The sequence below is a fragment of the Rhizobium sp. WSM1274 genome (genome assembly GCF_025200775.1).
Taxonomy (GTDB): Bacteria; Pseudomonadota; Alphaproteobacteria; order Rhizobiales; family Rhizobiaceae; genus Rhizobium; species Rhizobium leguminosarum_I.
Genome location: NZ_CP104139.1, coordinates 477,312 through 493,025, shown reverse-complemented (window position 1 = coordinate 493,025; position 15,714 = coordinate 477,312). Strand labels below are relative to the sequence as shown.

The following is a 15,714-nucleotide window of genomic DNA, read 5'->3' as shown; positions in this document are numbered from 1 at the left end:
GTATAACGCGGCAAACCCATTTCTGATCCTGCTCGGCGAACTTATCCTTCCGATCCGGGGCTTGCTTTCGAACAGACACAAAAATAGGACGGCGTCGCGAAAAGCACCCAACAAGAGATGATCGTGATCCCTGGAGCTTCCGCGGGAGGACGCCACTCTCTCCTCGCTGTCTGCCGGGATACCCCCGCGACTTCAAAAGACCACTGCAAATTACCGGTGAGTCCTATGCCGACTTAAAGAGCCGGTATAGGAGCAGCAACGCGGATGGCTTGGGAGCCGTTGGAGGCGACATCACTTTACGGCCATTCAGCTGGCATGCCGGATCGAAACCCGGTTCGAAGCGTTGAATCTGGTCCGTAAACAGAGTCAGAACGACGATTGCACCTGGAGAATGGCAATGACGAACAAGATCTTGATCGTTGGCGCCGGTCCGACGGGGCTCACCGCTGCTCTTGAGCTCGCACGCCGCGGGATCGCGGTCGATATCATTGATCGCGACAACGGTCCGACACCACTCAGCAAGGCAGTCGGCATCAGCTCCCACAGCCTTGACGTCTTGGAGCCTTCCGGAGTGACGCCGAGATTGCTTGCCGATGGTATCAAGGTGACCCGTGGACATGCCTGGTATGAAGACCGCAAGCTTGCAACGATCGACTTTTCAATCCTTCCGCATCGGTTCAATTTCCTGCTCTCGCTGCCACAGAGCGAAACTGAAACGACGATGATGCATGTCTTGAGCACGATGGGCACTCACGTCAAACGGCGCACTGCGCTTGTCGCCCTCAGGCAGGCTGGCGATCGGGTTGACGTATCACTGGACGGGCCCGAAGGACGAGTTGAGGCGAACTATGATTACGTATATGGTGCCGATGGCGTAGACAGTACGGTGCGCAAGGCTGTCGGGCTCAGCTTCGATGGATATACGCATAGTCGGATATGGAGTATCGCCGACGCGGAGATCGTCGACTGGCCTTACGAGCGAGACGTAGCGCAGTTGTTTCTTCACGCCGGCGGCGATCTCGGGTTTGCCATTCCAATCGGCGACAAGCGGTTCCGGGTGGTTTCCAACACTCACGATGCGCTTGCTCGGATACCCGGACGACACCGGGTTCTACGCACAGACACTTTTCACATTCCGGTGCGCCAAGCGCCGCGGTATCAAGACGGTCGCGTCTTTTTGGGGGGAGATGCTGCTCATGTCCACTCGCCCGTGGGCGCGCGCGGCATGAACCTCGGCATTGAGGATGCGGCGTGTTTTGCCAGTCGGCTGGCCCGGAGTGGCCTCGACGGTTACACCGGCGAGCGGTCGCCCATCGGGGCGAGGTGGATGAAGCTCAGCGAGCGCATTCTGGCCGTTGCGCAGTGCACTGGACCTGGTGTCGTGACCATGCGCAATTTGGCCTTCCGCGTGTTGGGTAATTTGTCGTCGCTGCAGCGTCCGCTGGTAGAAAGGGTTGCTGGGCTGCAGGAGTGAAATCGAAATGGTTGGCCGCACCGGCAACCAGATGGACTCGATTGAAGCTTCCCAGCTGCCCAAGGCTGCCTCCAGTCTCAGCTCGCTCAATCGGCGGCCGCATGATGGGGAGCTGTTCATAGCTCACCACGACGAGCCATCGCTTTGATGCGATCAGCCGTACGATAGGCTATTGCTTGGATCGTCAGCGACGGATTGGCTCCCCCGACTGTCGGAAAAACGGAGCCGTCGCAAATCCAGAGATTGGGCATGTCCCAGCTCCGACAATCGGCGTTCACCACGCTCGATCGCGGATCGTCTCCCATGCGCGCGGTCCCGTTCAGGTGACAGGTATCATCCGTCTCCTCCCAGATATCCTGCACGCTGGCGGCCTCAAGTGCGCCACCCATGAAGTTCAGGGCGTGACGTATGAGACGCTTGTCGTTGTCACAATAGGAATAAGTCACGCGGGCAATCGGCAGGCCGTAGCGGTCGCGCTCCTCGACGAGGCCGACGCCATTGCGTTCTTGCGGCAGGCATTCGCCGACAATTTTCAGGCCCACTTGATGGTTGAAGTCCTCCATCGCGTCAAGCAAAGCGTGCCCCCACAGTCCGCGTTTCGCAAGAGTTTTGGCCCAGCCGATCGGCAGCGGACCTTGGCTCATATAGCAATAGCCGCCAAAAAAGTCCTTTCCGGCATCGGTATAGTTCCAGTGTTCGGTGATCGCCAAGGAGGGTGGTCCTTTGTACGATCTCACCTCTTGGTCCATGCGCCCCCAGACCGCTTGGTTGGATTGCACCATCAGGTTCTTGCCGACGAGCCCGGAACTGTTGGCGAGGCCGTCGGGAAACATCGGGCTGGCCGAATTGAGCAGCAATCGGGGCGTCTCGATGGCGTAGCCGGCGACCACGACATTGCGGGTTTTCTGGAAATGCCACTTTCCTTCCCGGTGATAGTGCAGGCCACTTGCCAAGCCATTGCTGTCGTGCTCAATCCGGCCGACCATTGCAAGATCGCGGATTTCCGCTCCGGCCGAAAGCGCCCGCGGCAGCCAGGTGACAAGCACGCTCTGCTTGGCATTGGTGGCGCAGCCAATAACGCACATGCCGCGATAAACGCACGGGTGGGCCAGCCCCCGGGGCGCCGACAGTGTGGCAAGCGGTGTCGGGCACCAGTCGATTCCCATTGCCTCCGCGCCTTTGGCGAGGACGAGAGCTGCCGCGTTCAGCTCATGGGGGCGGTAGGGATAACGCGGCCTATGTGGCCCCCAAGGATAACGTACGGGGCCGGAAATACAGAGCGCCTGTTCGACCTTACTGTAATAGGCCCACATTTCCCGCCAGTCGAGTGGCCAGTCGGCACCATAGCCGAGAAGGCTGCGCGACTTGAACCATTCGGGACGGAAGCGCAGTGACACCATGGCGAAGTGGACGGTCGAGCCTCCAACCGCCCTGCCGGAATTGTTTGTGCCAAGCTGGATTGGATCTTCGCCGTCGACCAACCGTTCGTCGGTCCAGAAGAGTTTTGACTGATGGCTTTCGTCTGATGCAAAATCCTCCAACGGCCGGAAATATGGCCCTGCATCGAAGGCGACGACGGAAAAGCCATGTTCGGCGAGCCGGCAGGCGAGGGTTCCGCCACCGGCGCCGGTTCCAACGATGGCGAAATCGACGGTCTCCGCGTCATCGTACTGGCGCATCGGAACCCATCCCTCTTCGCGGAAGACATCGGGGGCGCGTCCCTTCGTGGCCCGCGGTGTGACCTCTGGGTCATCGCTGCCTGGCATTTTTCATTCTCGCCTGCTTTTCGTGGCCGGGCTTCGCCTCGGCCGCTTCCCATGGGTCACGGCGATCAAAGCCGAGCCGGACATAGCCTCTTGGGCTCGCCGGGCCACCGAATCCGATCTCGTTCCACGCCGCCGGAAAGGCATAGTAGCCGCTGACCAGGTCGTGCAGCACGCGCTTCGCGAAGAATTGCTTGGCCGGCAAATGGTCCCAATGAGGCGAAAGGGTTACGTCCTTGGAAACGTCAGAAAGAAGCGCTCGCTGCTGAGCCTCGGCGAGACTGGCAAACGCTACTCCGTTGCGTCGGCAGGCCTCGTCCTGCAACGCGTCCAAGCCGCGCTCCCATGCTTCGCGAAACGTTGGGAGTCGTGCATCACGATAGCCTTCCGAAAAATCCTCACTGATCTTTTCGGCAATGACGGCGGCGAGCGGAATCGGCCTTCTGTCTCGCCCGGCCTGAGGCAGGATGCATTCGCAGAGTGCCGTAAGCGTATGCCAACGGGTTTCCGACAGGGTTCCCCTATGATCCGCCGCCTGCGCCAGACGCTGGTCGATGATCTCGCGTGTCTTGTCGTTCCACGAGACGCTGTCGCGTTTTGCCATTACTTCATAGCCCGGATAGCGATCAGCCATGGCCTTGCTCCCTCTCGCGCAGGCGCAATGCCGCCAGGCCAGCGAGGGCAAGGCCGGTGAAACTGGGTGGGGCGGGGATCGGTGGGCCATTGAGAAGGTTCTGCGTCCAATTGCGCCAGCCGCCCATGCCGCGGGAGACGCCGTAGATATGAAAGGCCGATCCCGCAAAACCGAGCATTGCGGTGGCTCGCAGTGCAGTTCGGGCGAGGCGAACCCGCGGACCCGAGGCTCGCCGGATGCATCGCCAAAGCGACAGACCGGCGGCGGGTGGAATGCTGATCGGAAGATACATTGCCGGATTGTGAAACGATCCCCGGAAGTGCAGCAGGGCGGCTTCCGCCACAGTGCCCCAGATGCCCAGCGCAGAAAATGCGCTCAGAAGCTCGCCAGCAGGGTGTCTCAGAATTTTTGCCGTCGCGCCGGGCTCCGTCCCGCGAACGATCTCGGCACATCGACCGAGCGCTCCGGCTAATGCCAGGGCTGTGGGCGCGCCGACCGGCGCCGAATAGAAGAGATTGAGCCACGAGAGCCCGCCCGGCCGCTTCATGACGTTGTAGCCGTGAAAGCCGAGGCCCGCGAGACCGACCAGGCCGGCTGTCGCATAGACCGTATCGCGGCCGGGATGCTGCTCGGCCTTGTTGTTTGCGATTCCCTCAAGGCTTGCAGCTAGTGTCATCGCTGAGATGATCAGCGGCGCATACATCGCGCGGTTGTGGAAGCTGCCGCGATAATGTTCGATGGCGCTGTCGCAAAGCACCGAAAGTGAGAGGATGGCGGCTGCGCCATTCAACTGCCTGCCGCTATCGAGGAAATTGTTGTCGCGATGTCTGCTTGTTGGAGCAGTAACAGCCAAACGAGAGAGCTTGTCGTGCCTTCCGAGGTCGGCGAGGATGGTGTGCACGCCGCTGACATCCCCAACTCCGCGCATGGCAAGTGACATGCTCTCTTCCCTAAATTGTGTATTTCTCGGCATCGCGTGATTTGAACTCCAGGCCGTGGCCAGGCCGTGTAAGATCGGGCTTGACGGCGCCATTCCGCGGTTTCGGCGCCCCATCGAACAGCATCTGCTCGATCCGCACATGGTCGTGGAACCATTCGATATGGCGCATACCGGCCGTCGCGCACCCAACGTGCAAATGTGCGCATGGTCCGCAATGGCATGAGATATCGGTGTGATGGGCCTCGGCCAGCGCGGCAATCTTCACAAAGCCGGTTATGCCTCCGCAGCGTGTGGCATCTGCCTGGAGAACGTCGACGGCGCCCGCGTCGAGCAGTCGGCGAGCGTCGTCGAGATTGAAAATATACTCTCCAGCGGCCACTTCCATTGAAGGGGGTGTCGACAGCCGGACGAACCGTAGACCCGCTTCATCGTCCGAGGAGACAGGTTCTTCGAACCACCGGACGTCATATTGGCGGATTTGGTTGGCGATACGCACCGATTGAGATGGCTTGAAAGCACCATTTGCGTCGATGAATAGCTCCGCATCGCCGATCGCGGGCCTGACCGCCCGGATGCGCTGGGGATCGCGCTCGGGTTCTGCGCCAATCTTCATCTTGACGAAACGGCAGCCGTCATCATGGACCCAGCGGGATAACTGCTGACAAAGCACATCGTCAGAATAGGTGGTGAAGCCGCCGCTGCCATAGATCGGCACAATATCCCGCACCTGGCCGAGCAATCTGCACAATGGGATATCAAGCAGTCGCCCCTTCAGATCCCATAGAGCGAGATCGACCGCTGAGATCGCGCAGGCGGCGATCCCCGAGCGGCCGGAATTACGAACTTGCCGCCACATGCGCTGTACGGTTCGGTCGATGTCGAGGGCGTCGCAACTGACGACTATGTCCATCAGGGAGTCGATAATCAGGTGCGCGGCAGAGGCGTCTGCATACGTGTAGCCGATTCCCGCGCTGTTGCCGGCGTGTAGATTGACGACGATCATTGTTGTTGCGTTCCACTCAAACGTGCCGTCGCCTTCCGGCATATCGGTTGGAATGCGGTAGGCTGCACATTCGAGGTGGTCGATCGGCGCTTCAACGATCACTTGTCGCCTCCGCCCGGCATCAGCGCGCCGAGCAGTTGTCTGGCGGTGCCGGTAATGATGCCGCCCTCGTGAGGGTCGCCCTTCACCAGCGCTTCCGTCAGGTGTTGCATTTGCGCAAAAGTAATGTGCGGCGGCAATGGTGGCACTTCTGGGTCGGTCTTGAATTCAATGACGACGGGCCTGTCGGCCTTCAGCGCCTCGTCCCATGCCGCACCCACCTGGTCTGCCCGGTCGACATAAATGCCCTTGAGACCGATAAGCTCTGCGAACCGATGGTATGGCACGTTCGGGATGCGCTGCGAGGCGTCGAATTTAGGATCCCCCTCCATCACGCGTTGTTCCCAGGTCACCTGGTTGAGGTCTTCATTGTTGAAGACGCCGATGACAAAATGGGGCGTGGACCATTTTTGCCAATATTTGGCGACGGTGATCAGTTCCGCCATGTTGTTCATCTGCATGGCACCGTCGCCCACGAGCCCGATCACCGAACGATCGGGATGGGCGAATTTGGCGGCGATCGCATAGGGAACGCAGGCGCCCATGGAGGCGAGGCCGCCCGACAGTGAAGCGCTCATTCCGCGTCTCATCTTGAGGTCACGAGCGTACCAGTTGGCGCAGGAACCTGAATCGCTGGTGAGAATGCAGCCTTCCGGAAGGCGCGGCGACAGTTCCCAGGTGACCCTTTGGGGATTGATGGGATTGGCTTCCGCCTGTGCCCGCTCATCGAGCGTGTCCCACCACTCCTCGATCTCCTTGCCGATTTCGCGGCGCCAGTGGTCTTTTTTCTGCTCGAGCAGCGGCAACAGCGACTTCAGCGTCTCGGCAGCGTCTCCGACGAGATTGACATTCATAGGGTAGCGCAGCGACAGCATGTTGGGATTGATGTCGATCTGAACCGCCTTGGCCTGACCTTCCTCCGGCAGGAATTCCGAATATGGAAAGCCCGAGCCGATCATCAACAGCGTGTCGCAACCGGTCATCAGCTTCCATGAGGGATTGGTGCCCAGCATACCGATCGATCCAGTGACCCAGGGGAGATCGTCCGGCAGGACGGCCTTTCCGAGCAGCGCTTTGGCTGCACCCGCTCCCAGCCGGTCGGCGACTGCGATCACCTCATCAGTCGCGCCCAAAGCGCCGGCGCCAACCAGTATCGCGACCTTCTTTCCGGCGTTCAGAACGTCGGCCGCCTGCCTAAGATCGTCTGCATGGGGAATGGTTTTCGGTGCTTTGAAGCCGAGACCGGAGTGGATCGTCCCATGCAGGCGCGGCGGCTCCTCGTAGGGCATTTGCTGGAGGTCGTTGGGGAGGATGAGTGCGGTGACGGTGCGGTTGGCGAGCGCGATTCTGATGGCACGATCGAGCAGGTGCCTGACTTGCGCGGGCGTGCTTGCCTGATGAACGAAGTCGCCAGCGACATCCTTGAACAGAGAGACGACATCGATTTCCTGTTGATAGTGACCGCCTATCGCGCTCCGAGCTTGCTGGCCGGTGATAGCCAGGACGGGTTGATGATCCAGCCTGGCGTCGTAGAGTCCAGTAACCAGGTGGGAAGCGCCAGGGCCTGAGGTTGCGATGCAGACGCCGAGCTGTCCGGTAAATTTCGCATGCGCGGATGCCATGAAAGCGGCCATCTCTTCATGTCGCGTCTGGATGAATTCCAACGATTGCTTTGCGCGATTGAGCGCGCCGAACACTCCGTTGATCCCGTCACCCGGATAACCAAAAATTCTGCGCACGCCCCAAGCATGCAGGCGCTGGACAATGAAATCACCCACAGTCATCGACATGACGGTTCTCCACGGATTCTGATTGGCGCTATCCAGATGGAACCGCCTATGCGGCGCCGGGTTCCCAGACGTGGACAAATTGCCGCAGCTAAGCTCCAGTCCGTTGACGCTTCGCCAGGTGCTCGCCAGAGCGGCAGTTATGGCAACAGCTTACATGCGCTCCTTGATGCCTGCAGAGATCAGCCACCAATTCACCGGATAGCTGGTGATGAACCCCGCGATCATAGCAATCTGCATTGCAAACCAGAACACGGGACTATCGACTGGGGCCCGATCGCCGAACATGTGCGGAAAGACAATGAACTGAAGAACAGCCATCGCCCCATACATTCCCACCTGCCATGCGACAAGCGAGAGAGCATCTGCCTTCAAAGCGGCGATCAGGCCCTGCCGCGGCGAGAGCTTTTGCATCGGCACGATTGCAAAATATTGAAAAACTATGCCGAGGACGAAAGCAAAGACAAAATCAAGGACCCATACTGCGAAAATCTTCTCCGAGAATATCGAGTGCCAGCCGAACCAGACGGCGATCATCGGCATCGCGAAGGCAAGCCACTCTGCGGCGACATCGCCTATCATGCAGCCGCTGCCGCAGTGGAGCGCACCCTTTGCCACCATGACAGGGAACGGGGGTCCTTTCTTGCCTTGGAGTTCCTCGTGCCGCGAGTCCGACTTTTGCATCGTCTCCCGCGTCGCCAGCCTTCCATAGCGGTAGTAGGCCCATAGCACTGCCAATGTACCGAATAGGGCTGTTACAGGCCAAACGATGTTCATCACAGCCATGCGCTGTGGATGCGCAATAACATCGGCAGCGATAAAAAGTGCTGATACGGCGCCCAGCGATAGGAAAGCGATGGAAAGAGTTTCAAACCAACTGGGAAACATTATAGCCATCCACGTCTTGGTGCTTGGCACTGAGGCAAGCTCGTCTTTGTTTTCTTTCGGCGCGGTTGCGCCGCAAGTGCTGGCCAGCCGCCCCGCGAATGGCTAACGGCGAAATTCCGGCCAGTTGCGCCTTTGTAAAACACCGGCTTCCTCGTCGCGGTTCATCCAGCGATCGAGCGCCAGAGCGACGAGTAGCGTGGCAGCGGTGCCCAAGATCAACCGGTTCTTGTCGAGGAGAAGCTGCAATGAACGTTTGCGGGCGATCCGGTCGAAACGACCATGGGCACCATGATCGCCAGGCACCGGCTGATAGAGGTTGTTCTGCCTGCCGGGTTCGATTGTCTCCCTATCCTGCTGCCCTTTGAAGGCAGTCCGGGCAAGGTAACGATCAAGCAGAGAGGAAAACAGGTGGTCACCCCAGATCGCTTTCAACGTCGGAAAACCCACCACCACTGACTTGCGCCTCGAATGAGCCGCGTAATAGATCGCGTCGGCAGCAACTTCGGGCTGATAGGGAGGGCTGGCGGGTTTGGGTTTGCGCGGCAACGTGGTTTTGATCCAATCAAACTGAGGCGTGTTTACAGCTGGCAGCTGCACCATCGAGACGTGCACTTTGCTCCGGGCATGAAGCAGCTCGCTGCGCAGTGAATCCTGGAAACCCTGGATCGCATGCTTGGCCCCACAGTAGGCCGACTGTAGCGGAATGCCGCGATAGGCGAGCGCCGATCCAACAAGAACGACGGTGCCTCGGTTGCGTAGCGTCATGCGTTTCACCGCGGCCATCGTTCCGTAGACCTGGCCCAGATAGGTAACCTCCGTCACGCGCTTGTAGTCTTCGGGCGATACTTCGAGGAACGGTGCCATGACCCCGGCAAAAGCCGCATTGATCCAGATATCGATCGGTCCGAACGCAGCTTCCGTTTGCTCTGCCGCCTGCTCCACGGCTTTTGCGTCAGCCACGTCGCAGGAAATGACGATGGCCTGGCCGCCCAACTCCTCCACATCGCGCTTTGCCGCGTCGAGCCCCTCGATACCCCTGGCGATCAATCCTAGCTTTGCGCCGCGCCGTGCGAATGCGCGAGCCGTTGCCCGCCCAACACCTGCGGACGCTCCAGTTATCACCACCACTTCTTGTTTCAAAATTTCCACCATGCCATGCCATTCTCTACCCGTAGAGAGCTAACTCAGTTCGCGAGGATAAGTTCGCAGGCGAGCGGCAAACTGCAAAATTCCCTTCCCGCGCGCTGCGGAATGGGCTCACGTGAGCCCTGAGCGTGAACAGCGACGTTAGAGCGCGGCGTCGCGCATATACCGCACCTGCTGCGAACCCGAGTTGATCCTCAGGATCAAGCCACGCAAGCATTTACTCCGAGGTAACCCTTGCTTGCGCATGGCTCGTGGCAAGGTATCGTTACTGGCGGGAAGCATCAGCCGCTGGGCAAAAGGGGCAGCCGGGCGTTCTCCAAGCGCAAGCGTCAAATAGGGGACGAGATGCTCGATAGGCCCGGTTCGGCTGGCGTCGGAGCGCAGCACATCGCCGGACCCCTCGGAGATCGTGACAGGTGAACCTCCGTGTGCGGACCAGAAGTCGAACACGCCTTCGCCGCCTGAAGAGCAATTTCGGCGTTCACCGGGTCAAGTAGTCGAAAGCAGTCATCGTAAACAGGATCGCGAGCCAGGCGACCGCACCCAAAGCCGAGAGCCTTGCCAGAGCAGGCTGCTCATCCAGATGCATGTAGCGCCAGGCCACGAGCGCGCTTTTGGCCACAGCGATGCCTAATGCAACGACAAGTCCGATTGCTCCGGAAAGCACCGTGCTTGAGATCATTGTCAGTCCAAGCAATAGGAGCACGAGAGCCCAGACGGTTAGGATCGAGAATTCCTTTGTCATCCCTACCTCGCCAGATAGAGGAGTGGATAGAGGAAGATCCAGACGACATCGACGAAGTGCCAGTAAATCCCGAAGACCACGATGATGATGCTGCGCTGAGGCAAAACTAGCTTTTGGAAGAATATCCTGATCAGGATACCGGCCATAAGCAGCAGGCCGAGCGACAAATGAACCGCATGAAGTCCCGTGGAAATCAGATAAAGGTCCATGAATAAGCGGTGGGTTGGTTCAGTCAAAGCTGCGCCGCTTCCGGAAACCGGCAACAGACCCTCTTGGTATTCCGTCCAATATTCGTAAGCCTTCAGACCAAGAAATCCTAAACCCAGGATAGCGGCCAACGCCACCCACCATGCCGTACGCTTTTCCCGACCGCGCTTGGCGCATTCCACCGCCATCGCGATCGCAGCGCTGGATGTCAATAAAACGGCGGTGTTGACGCCCGCCAGCAGCCAATGCATCGTCTTCGACGCAGCCACGACTTGCTCCGAATGCTCCAGCCGCAGCCAGGCGATCGTCAGGAAAATGCCGCCGAACAGCAAGGTTTCGGTGCCGATGAAGATGTAGACCCCCATCATCACCGCTTCGACCTGGCGGTCAGGGTCGTCATAAGGAACCCTCACGCGGGTGATTTCGGTCATTGTTCGCCCTCCCGCTCCACCGGATAATCGTAAGGGGGGCCGCTAACGACCGGCAGGTGGTCGAAGTTGTGCTTCGGCGGCGGCGATGGCACCGTCCACTCCAGTCCTCGTGCATCCCAAGGGTTATCGCCCGCAGGTTGGCCATAACGCATGGAATAGAACAGGTAGACGAAGGGCGTTAGGTAGGCGAAGCCAAGGATGGTCGCTCCGGCAGACGACAATACGTGCAGGGTCTGGAACTCGGGCGGGTATACATGATAGCGCCGTGGCATGCCCCAGTAACCCAACAGGAACTGCGGGAAAAAAGTCATGTTGAAGCCAAGAAAAATGAAAATGGCAGTAATGCTGCCCCAGATGTGGTTGTAGCGGCGGCCGATGATCTTCGGCCACCAATAATGCAGGGCGCCGAAGAAGGCGGATACGGTACCGCCAACCATGATGTAGTGAAAATGCGCCACCACGAAATAGGTGTCGTGGACGTGGAGGTCGATGGCCAGCATGGCGAGCATGAGCCCAGTCAGTCCGCCGACGACGAACAGACCGATGAAGCCCATGGCAAAGAGAAACGGCGGATCGAGGCCTATGTGGCCCTTATAGAGGGTCGCGGTCCAATTATAGACCTTGATGCCTGACGGAACCGCGACGGCCAAGCTCAGCAATGAGAACGCGGCGCTGGCATACATCGACTGGCCGGAAACGAACATGTGATGCCCCCAGACAAGGAAGCCAATTGCGGCGATCGCCATGGAGGACCCAGCCACGAACTGATAACCAAACACGGGTTTGCGGGCGGCCGCAGCTATCAGCTCGCTGACCACCCCGAGTGCCGGGAGCACCATGATATAAACCGCAGGATGGCTGTAGAACCAGAACAGGTGCTGGTAAAGCAGAGGATCGCCACCCAGAGCAGGATCGAAGACGCCGAGGTGGAAAAAGCGTTCAGCGACGATCAGCACCAGCGTGACCGACAAAACGGGCGTCGCCAGGACAAGAACAAGCGATGTCGCGTAGTGCGACCAGACAAAGAGCGGCAGACGACCCCAGGTCATACCCGGGCATCGAAGCTTGTGGATCGTGACGATGAAGTTCAGCCCGGTCAGAATGGACGAGAACCCGGCAATGAAAACCGCTGTCGCTGCAAGAACAACGTTTCCGTTCGAAAACATGGAGGAGAGCGGCGTGTAGAATGTCCATCCGGTATCGACGCCGCCGGTGACCACCACGATCAATGTGAAAAAGCCAGCCAGTACAAAGATATACCAGCTCAGGAGATTAAGGCGCGGGAACGCAAGCTCGCGCGCGCCGATCATCAGCGGGATCAGGAAATTGCCAAACGTGTTCGGGATAGACGGAATGAGGAAGAACCAGACCATGATCACGCCGTGGAGGGTGAAGGCACGATTGTAGCCCTCATTGGTGAGCAGATCTCCTTGCGGTGTCAGGAGATCCGCGCGCAAAAGGGCAGCGGCGACGCCGCCGATGAAGAAGAAGAACGTAATTGCGATGAGATAAAGAATCGCGACCCGCTTATGGTCCGTCGATAGAAGCCATGAGCGCAGACTGTGGCCTGCCCTCAAATAGCTGACGCGCTCCTCCCGAGTCTGGGAAAGCCCCTCGCGATGGAGATTGGTGTTTAAGTGCGTTGCATCATTGCGTGGCATCGGCCGCGCCCCCTGTTCCAATCGACTTGATGTAGGCGACGAGCTTCAGCACCTCCTCTTCCGAGAGGATGTTCTGGAACGTCGGCATGATCGGCGGGTACCCGGCGGCGAGCTGCTTCTGCGGCAGCAGAATGCTGTCGCGGATGTACTGATCATCCGCCTTTACGGTCGTCCCGTCTGAGAGGGGCACCGGGCTACCGTAGACGCCATCGAGCTTCGGTGCGTGCACGCTCGCCGAGGGATCATGACAGCCGCTACAGCCGTGACTGCGAAAGAGCGCCGCGCCTGCAGCCGCCAATGTTTGGTCGACGGAAAAACGGCTCAGCCACCGGCTATACTGCGCCTGTGTGGTGACGATGATCTGGCCGCCCATTTCGGAATGATCAGTGCCGCAGAACTCGGCACAGGTTAGACGGAAGGTCCCGACCTTGTCGGGCGTGAACCACATCACCGTGTAACGACCCGGAACCACATCCTGCTTCAGACGTAGGGCGGGAACGAACAGGCTATGGATAACGTCTTGCGAGGCCATGGTAAGCTTGACCGGCTGGTCTACTGGCACATGAAGCTCGTTGATCTCACCCTGCCCTTCAGGATGCTGAAATTTCCACATCCACTGCTTGGCGACGACGTCGATATCGAGCGCATTCGCCGGCGGGAAATAGCGTGTAGCGAAAAGCGCTGTCGACCAGCCGAAAAAACCGAGAAGGCATAGGAAAGGCAGGATAGACCATGACAATTCCAGCCGAAGATCTCGTTTCGGCGGATGAACGCGATTGGCTGGTTTGCCACGGCGATACTTAATGGCAAAGACGATGATAAGGATGAAGACAGGCGCCGCCATGGCGAGGATGAGCGCGGAAAAAGCGATAGCGAAGATGTCGACCTGCTGGCTGTAGGTGGAGCTTTCGACCGGCATCAGAAATGCAAACAGGTCAGCCATCACGCTCCACCTCCTTCCGCCGCTCGCGCATCACGGAAAGGCCAAGCCATCCTAGCAATAGTGCGGCCGTCACGCCGGCGAAGATACGCAACGCGTCCCAGATGATTGGGGAATACTGACCGGTCGTAGGATCGTAATGGTAGCAGAGAAGAAGGAGCTGGTTTGCCCATGAGCCTATCTGCCCCTGCCCCGCTTCCGTTAGCGCCAGCTTGAGGTCGTCCGGCGTCGGCGCCAGTCCGTACAACCAGTGACTAAGATGACCCGCCGGCGTCACCACTGCAGTGGCAGCGACGTGCGCATATTGCCCGATTTCTGGGTCCCAGGCGTAGCGATACCCGAGTGCCTGGGTCACCCCTGCGATGGCTTTCCTGCTGCCGGTCAAGGCATGAACTTTAAGTGCAAGATTGGGATAGCGCTTGCGAAGTTCCACCATCGATTGCTGAGCGTCACTTGGTGTTTCCGCCGGATCGATGCTCATTGCGACGACGGCAAAGTCATCGCCAGGTTGGTAGGACTGGCTGCGAATAGCATCCATGAGGCCGGAAAGGGTTACGCCGCAGATGTTGGGGCACCGGTGAAGGAGAGGAACAAGCAGCATCGGCCGCCCGCGAGCAAGGCTGTCGAGGCTGACGTCGCGGCCCGTTTCATCAACAAAACTGCTCGACAGGGGAATCTGTGCATCGGGATGTTGATCTATGCCGGCCTGCATGAAGGGATCGAAAGCCTGCGTCGAGGTCGGTCCAAGGACCAGGCTTACGACCAGCGACGTCAGGAGGCCTTTGAGCAAACCCATCATGGTTGGGCTCCCTGCCTGCTGGTTGGTTCGAGGTCCGGCCACCCCCGCTGCGCCAGGAGCTTCATGGCTTCATCGATTGGAATATGCGCGGAACTGCGAGCCTCGTCATTCCAACCTGTTTGTGCGAGGCGTTCGGCCGCCTCGGATTCGATACGGTGACTATCAGCTTGCGGATCGACTTCGAGCCTCACGCCAAGACGAAGCTCACCCTGCTGGGGCACCTGGCTTGCAGGCCTTGCCCAAGCGAGGACTGCCGTGGCAACTGCCACGCAGGCGATCATGAGTATAAAAACGAGCAAAAGCGCAAAGAGGGCTCGCCGGGGGGCGACGTCTCTGGTCTCGACTGCAGGAAGATGTTCAAGTGCTTTCATGAGCGTCTTGTTCCTGACGTCGGGCGGTTCCGCGTCCAGCTGATCCGAGGCCGAAGACCACCAAGGCCATGCCCGCGCTGGCCGCTGCATAGGATGGCCATGCCCAGGCGGGTCGGTCCAGTTCCGGGAGCACGAGCCAGCCAATCTCCAGGAATGTGCCGGCCAGCGTAAGCGCCGCGAAAAATATCAGCCAACGCCCATTCTGTCGGACCGGCGGGAAGAGCAGCAGAAACGCCGGCACCAGTCTCAGCGTGAGCAGGATCAGGACCAGCCAATACCAGGCGCCTTCGGAGCGGCGCGCAAACCAGGCGGCCCGTGCGGGAAGGTTGCCCGACCAGAGAATAAAATATTGCATGAAATCGAAATAGGCCCAGCACAGCAGAAACGTCAGAAACAATGAACCAAGGAGAGATTGCTCGCTGGCAGCGGGTGACGACCGCAAGCACCGGATGAGGACGATTGCAGCGAACGCGGTCAGCGTCTGTATGGCGAGGAAATAGAGCCCGAAACCCGACGAGTGAAATTTAGGATCGAGGGAAAGCACAAGATCGGTGGCGAAGAAGCCATCCAGGAGAACGAAGAAGACGAGGCCGCCAATTGCCAAAGCCCTGTGCTGCCCACGTGAAAGATGGAATGCGATCCAAACGCCTCCCCCGACGAAGACCACCAATCTTGCCGCAAGACCCAGAGGCGTCAGATAATCGGCCTGGAAACCGGAAAGACCCTCACCTGAATACCAGGGAAAGATGGCCTTCATGCCAAGAAGGACAGGAAGAACGAGAAGCGCCAGCACCGGCATAAGCCCCGCAAGCAAGCTAGCCGGCGG

15 protein-coding genes are annotated in these 15,714 nt (G+C 59.2%); 1 reads left to right on the top strand and 14 read right to left on the bottom strand.

Features of this window, described 5'->3' with window-relative positions:
• Positions 1 to 397: 397 nt before the first annotated feature.
• On the top strand, positions 398 to 1,474 hold the full coding sequence (locus tag N2600_RS26425) for an FAD-dependent oxidoreductase (RefSeq protein WP_260299387.1): 1,077 nt from the start codon (positions 398 to 400) through the stop codon (positions 1,472 to 1,474).
• A gap of 116 nt (positions 1,475 to 1,590) precedes the next feature.
• On the opposite strand, the gene N2600_RS26420 is transcribed toward N2600_RS26425, so the two are convergent.
• The 14 genes from N2600_RS26420 to N2600_RS26355 all read right to left on the bottom strand — a co-directional run bounded on the left by N2600_RS26420 (position 1,591) and on the right by N2600_RS26355 (position 15,687).
• On the bottom strand, positions 1,591 to 3,240 hold the full coding sequence (locus tag N2600_RS26420) for a GMC family oxidoreductase (RefSeq protein WP_260299386.1): 1,650 nt from the start codon (positions 3,238 to 3,240) through the stop codon (positions 1,591 to 1,593).
• Positions 3,224 to 3,871 carry a gluconate 2-dehydrogenase subunit 3 family protein gene (locus N2600_RS26415; RefSeq protein ID WP_260299385.1) on the bottom strand — a complete coding sequence of 216 codons (648 nt, stop codon included), beginning with the start codon at positions 3,869 to 3,871 and terminating at the stop codon, positions 3,224 to 3,226. Before N2600_RS26415 ends, N2600_RS26420 begins: the two co-directional genes overlap by 17 nt.
• The gene (locus N2600_RS26410; protein WP_260299384.1) at positions 3,864 to 4,811 is read right to left on the bottom strand and encodes a hypothetical protein; all 948 of its coding nucleotides are present in this window, start codon (positions 4,809 to 4,811) and stop codon (positions 3,864 to 3,866) included. Before N2600_RS26410 ends, N2600_RS26415 begins: the two co-directional genes overlap by 8 nt.
• Before the next feature lie 10 nt (positions 4,812 to 4,821).
• Positions 4,822 to 5,856: an enolase C-terminal domain-like protein gene (locus N2600_RS26405; protein ID WP_260299490.1), complete on the bottom strand. Its 1,035-nt coding sequence runs from the start codon at positions 5,854 to 5,856 to the stop codon at positions 4,822 to 4,824.
• Positions 5,857 to 5,912: 56 nt separating this feature from the next.
• A complete protein-coding gene (locus N2600_RS26400) occupies positions 5,913 to 7,703 on the bottom strand; it encodes a thiamine pyrophosphate-requiring protein (protein ID WP_222281888.1) in 1,791 nt (596 codons plus the stop codon).
• Between the two features lie 150 nt (positions 7,704 to 7,853).
• On the bottom strand, positions 7,854 to 8,588 hold the full coding sequence (locus N2600_RS26395) for a DUF4396 domain-containing protein (protein ID WP_260299383.1): 735 nt from the start codon (positions 8,586 to 8,588) through the stop codon (positions 7,854 to 7,856).
• Between the two features lie 102 nt (positions 8,589 to 8,690).
• Positions 8,691 to 9,740 carry an SDR family oxidoreductase gene (locus tag N2600_RS26390; protein ID WP_260299382.1) on the bottom strand — a complete coding sequence of 350 codons (1,050 nt, stop codon included), beginning with the start codon at positions 9,738 to 9,740 and terminating at the stop codon, positions 8,691 to 8,693.
• Positions 9,741 to 10,215: 475 nt separating this feature from the next.
• Positions 10,216 to 10,479, bottom strand: a complete 264-nt coding sequence (locus N2600_RS26385) for a cytochrome C oxidase subunit IV family protein (RefSeq protein WP_222281891.1) — start codon at positions 10,477 to 10,479, stop codon at positions 10,216 to 10,218.
• Between the two features lie 2 nt (positions 10,480 to 10,481).
• Positions 10,482 to 11,117 (bottom strand): cytochrome c oxidase subunit 3, encoded by a 636-nt coding sequence (locus tag N2600_RS26380; RefSeq protein ID WP_260299381.1) that lies wholly within the window; start codon positions 11,115 to 11,117, stop codon positions 10,482 to 10,484.
• Positions 11,114 to 12,778, bottom strand: coding sequence for a cytochrome c oxidase subunit I (locus N2600_RS26375; protein ID WP_260299380.1), 1,665 nt, complete (start codon positions 12,776 to 12,778; stop codon positions 11,114 to 11,116). The genes N2600_RS26380 and N2600_RS26375 overlap by 4 nt, the downstream gene beginning before the upstream one ends.
• Positions 12,765 to 13,721, bottom strand: coding sequence for a cytochrome c oxidase subunit II (coxB, locus tag N2600_RS26370; protein ID WP_222281894.1), 957 nt, complete (start codon positions 13,719 to 13,721; stop codon positions 12,765 to 12,767). Before coxB ends, N2600_RS26375 begins: the two co-directional genes overlap by 14 nt.
• The gene (locus tag N2600_RS26365; RefSeq protein WP_260299379.1) at positions 13,714 to 14,517 is read right to left on the bottom strand and encodes an SCO family protein; all 804 of its coding nucleotides are present in this window, start codon (positions 14,515 to 14,517) and stop codon (positions 13,714 to 13,716) included. Before N2600_RS26365 ends, coxB begins: the two co-directional genes overlap by 8 nt.
• A complete protein-coding gene (locus N2600_RS26360; protein WP_260299378.1) occupies positions 14,514 to 14,888 on the bottom strand; it encodes a hypothetical protein in 375 nt (124 codons plus the stop codon). Before N2600_RS26360 ends, N2600_RS26365 begins: the two co-directional genes overlap by 4 nt.
• Positions 14,875 to 15,687, bottom strand: a complete 813-nt coding sequence (locus N2600_RS26355) for a hypothetical protein (protein ID WP_260299377.1) — start codon at positions 15,685 to 15,687, stop codon at positions 14,875 to 14,877. The genes N2600_RS26360 and N2600_RS26355 overlap by 14 nt, the downstream gene beginning before the upstream one ends.
• Positions 15,688 to 15,714 lie beyond the last annotated feature (27 nt).

Excerpts from the sequence above, each read along its gene's own strand:
- N2600_RS26425 (WP_260299387.1), top strand. The coding sequence starts at position 398 with ATGACGAACAAGATCTTGATCGTTGGCGCCGGTCCGACGGGGCTCACC.
- N2600_RS26420 (WP_260299386.1), bottom strand. The coding sequence starts at position 3,240 with ATGCCAGGCAGCGATGACCCAGAGGTCACACCGCGGGCCACGAAGGGA.
- N2600_RS26415 (WP_260299385.1), bottom strand. The coding sequence starts at position 3,871 with ATGGCTGATCGCTATCCGGGCTATGAAGTAATGGCAAAACGCGACAGC.
- N2600_RS26410 (WP_260299384.1), bottom strand. The coding sequence starts at position 4,811 with ATGTCACTTGCCATGCGCGGAGTTGGGGATGTCAGCGGCGTGCACACC.
- N2600_RS26405 (WP_260299490.1), bottom strand. The coding sequence starts at position 5,856 with ATGCCGGAAGGCGACGGCACGTTTGAGTGGAACGCAACAACAATGATC.
- N2600_RS26400 (WP_222281888.1), bottom strand. The coding sequence starts at position 7,703 with ATGTCGATGACTGTGGGTGATTTCATTGTCCAGCGCCTGCATGCTTGG.
- N2600_RS26395 (WP_260299383.1), bottom strand. The coding sequence starts at position 8,588 with ATGTTTCCCAGTTGGTTTGAAACTCTTTCCATCGCTTTCCTATCGCTG.
- N2600_RS26390 (WP_260299382.1), bottom strand. The coding sequence starts at position 9,740 with ATGGTGGAAATTTTGAAACAAGAAGTGGTGGTGATAACTGGAGCGTCC.
- N2600_RS26385 (WP_222281891.1), bottom strand. The coding sequence starts at position 10,479 with ATGACAAAGGAATTCTCGATCCTAACCGTCTGGGCTCTCGTGCTCCTA.
- N2600_RS26380 (WP_260299381.1), bottom strand. The coding sequence starts at position 11,117 with ATGACCGAAATCACCCGCGTGAGGGTTCCTTATGACGACCCTGACCGC.
- N2600_RS26375 (WP_260299380.1), bottom strand. The coding sequence starts at position 12,778 with ATGCCACGCAATGATGCAACGCACTTAAACACCAATCTCCATCGCGAG.
- coxB (WP_222281894.1), bottom strand. The coding sequence starts at position 13,721 with ATGGCTGACCTGTTTGCATTTCTGATGCCGGTCGAAAGCTCCACCTAC.
- N2600_RS26365 (WP_260299379.1), bottom strand. The coding sequence starts at position 14,517 with ATGATGGGTTTGCTCAAAGGCCTCCTGACGTCGCTGGTCGTAAGCCTG.
- N2600_RS26360 (WP_260299378.1), bottom strand. The coding sequence starts at position 14,888 with ATGAAAGCACTTGAACATCTTCCTGCAGTCGAGACCAGAGACGTCGCC.
- N2600_RS26355 (WP_260299377.1), bottom strand. The coding sequence starts at position 15,687 with ATGCCGGTGCTGGCGCTTCTCGTTCTTCCTGTCCTTCTTGGCATGAAG.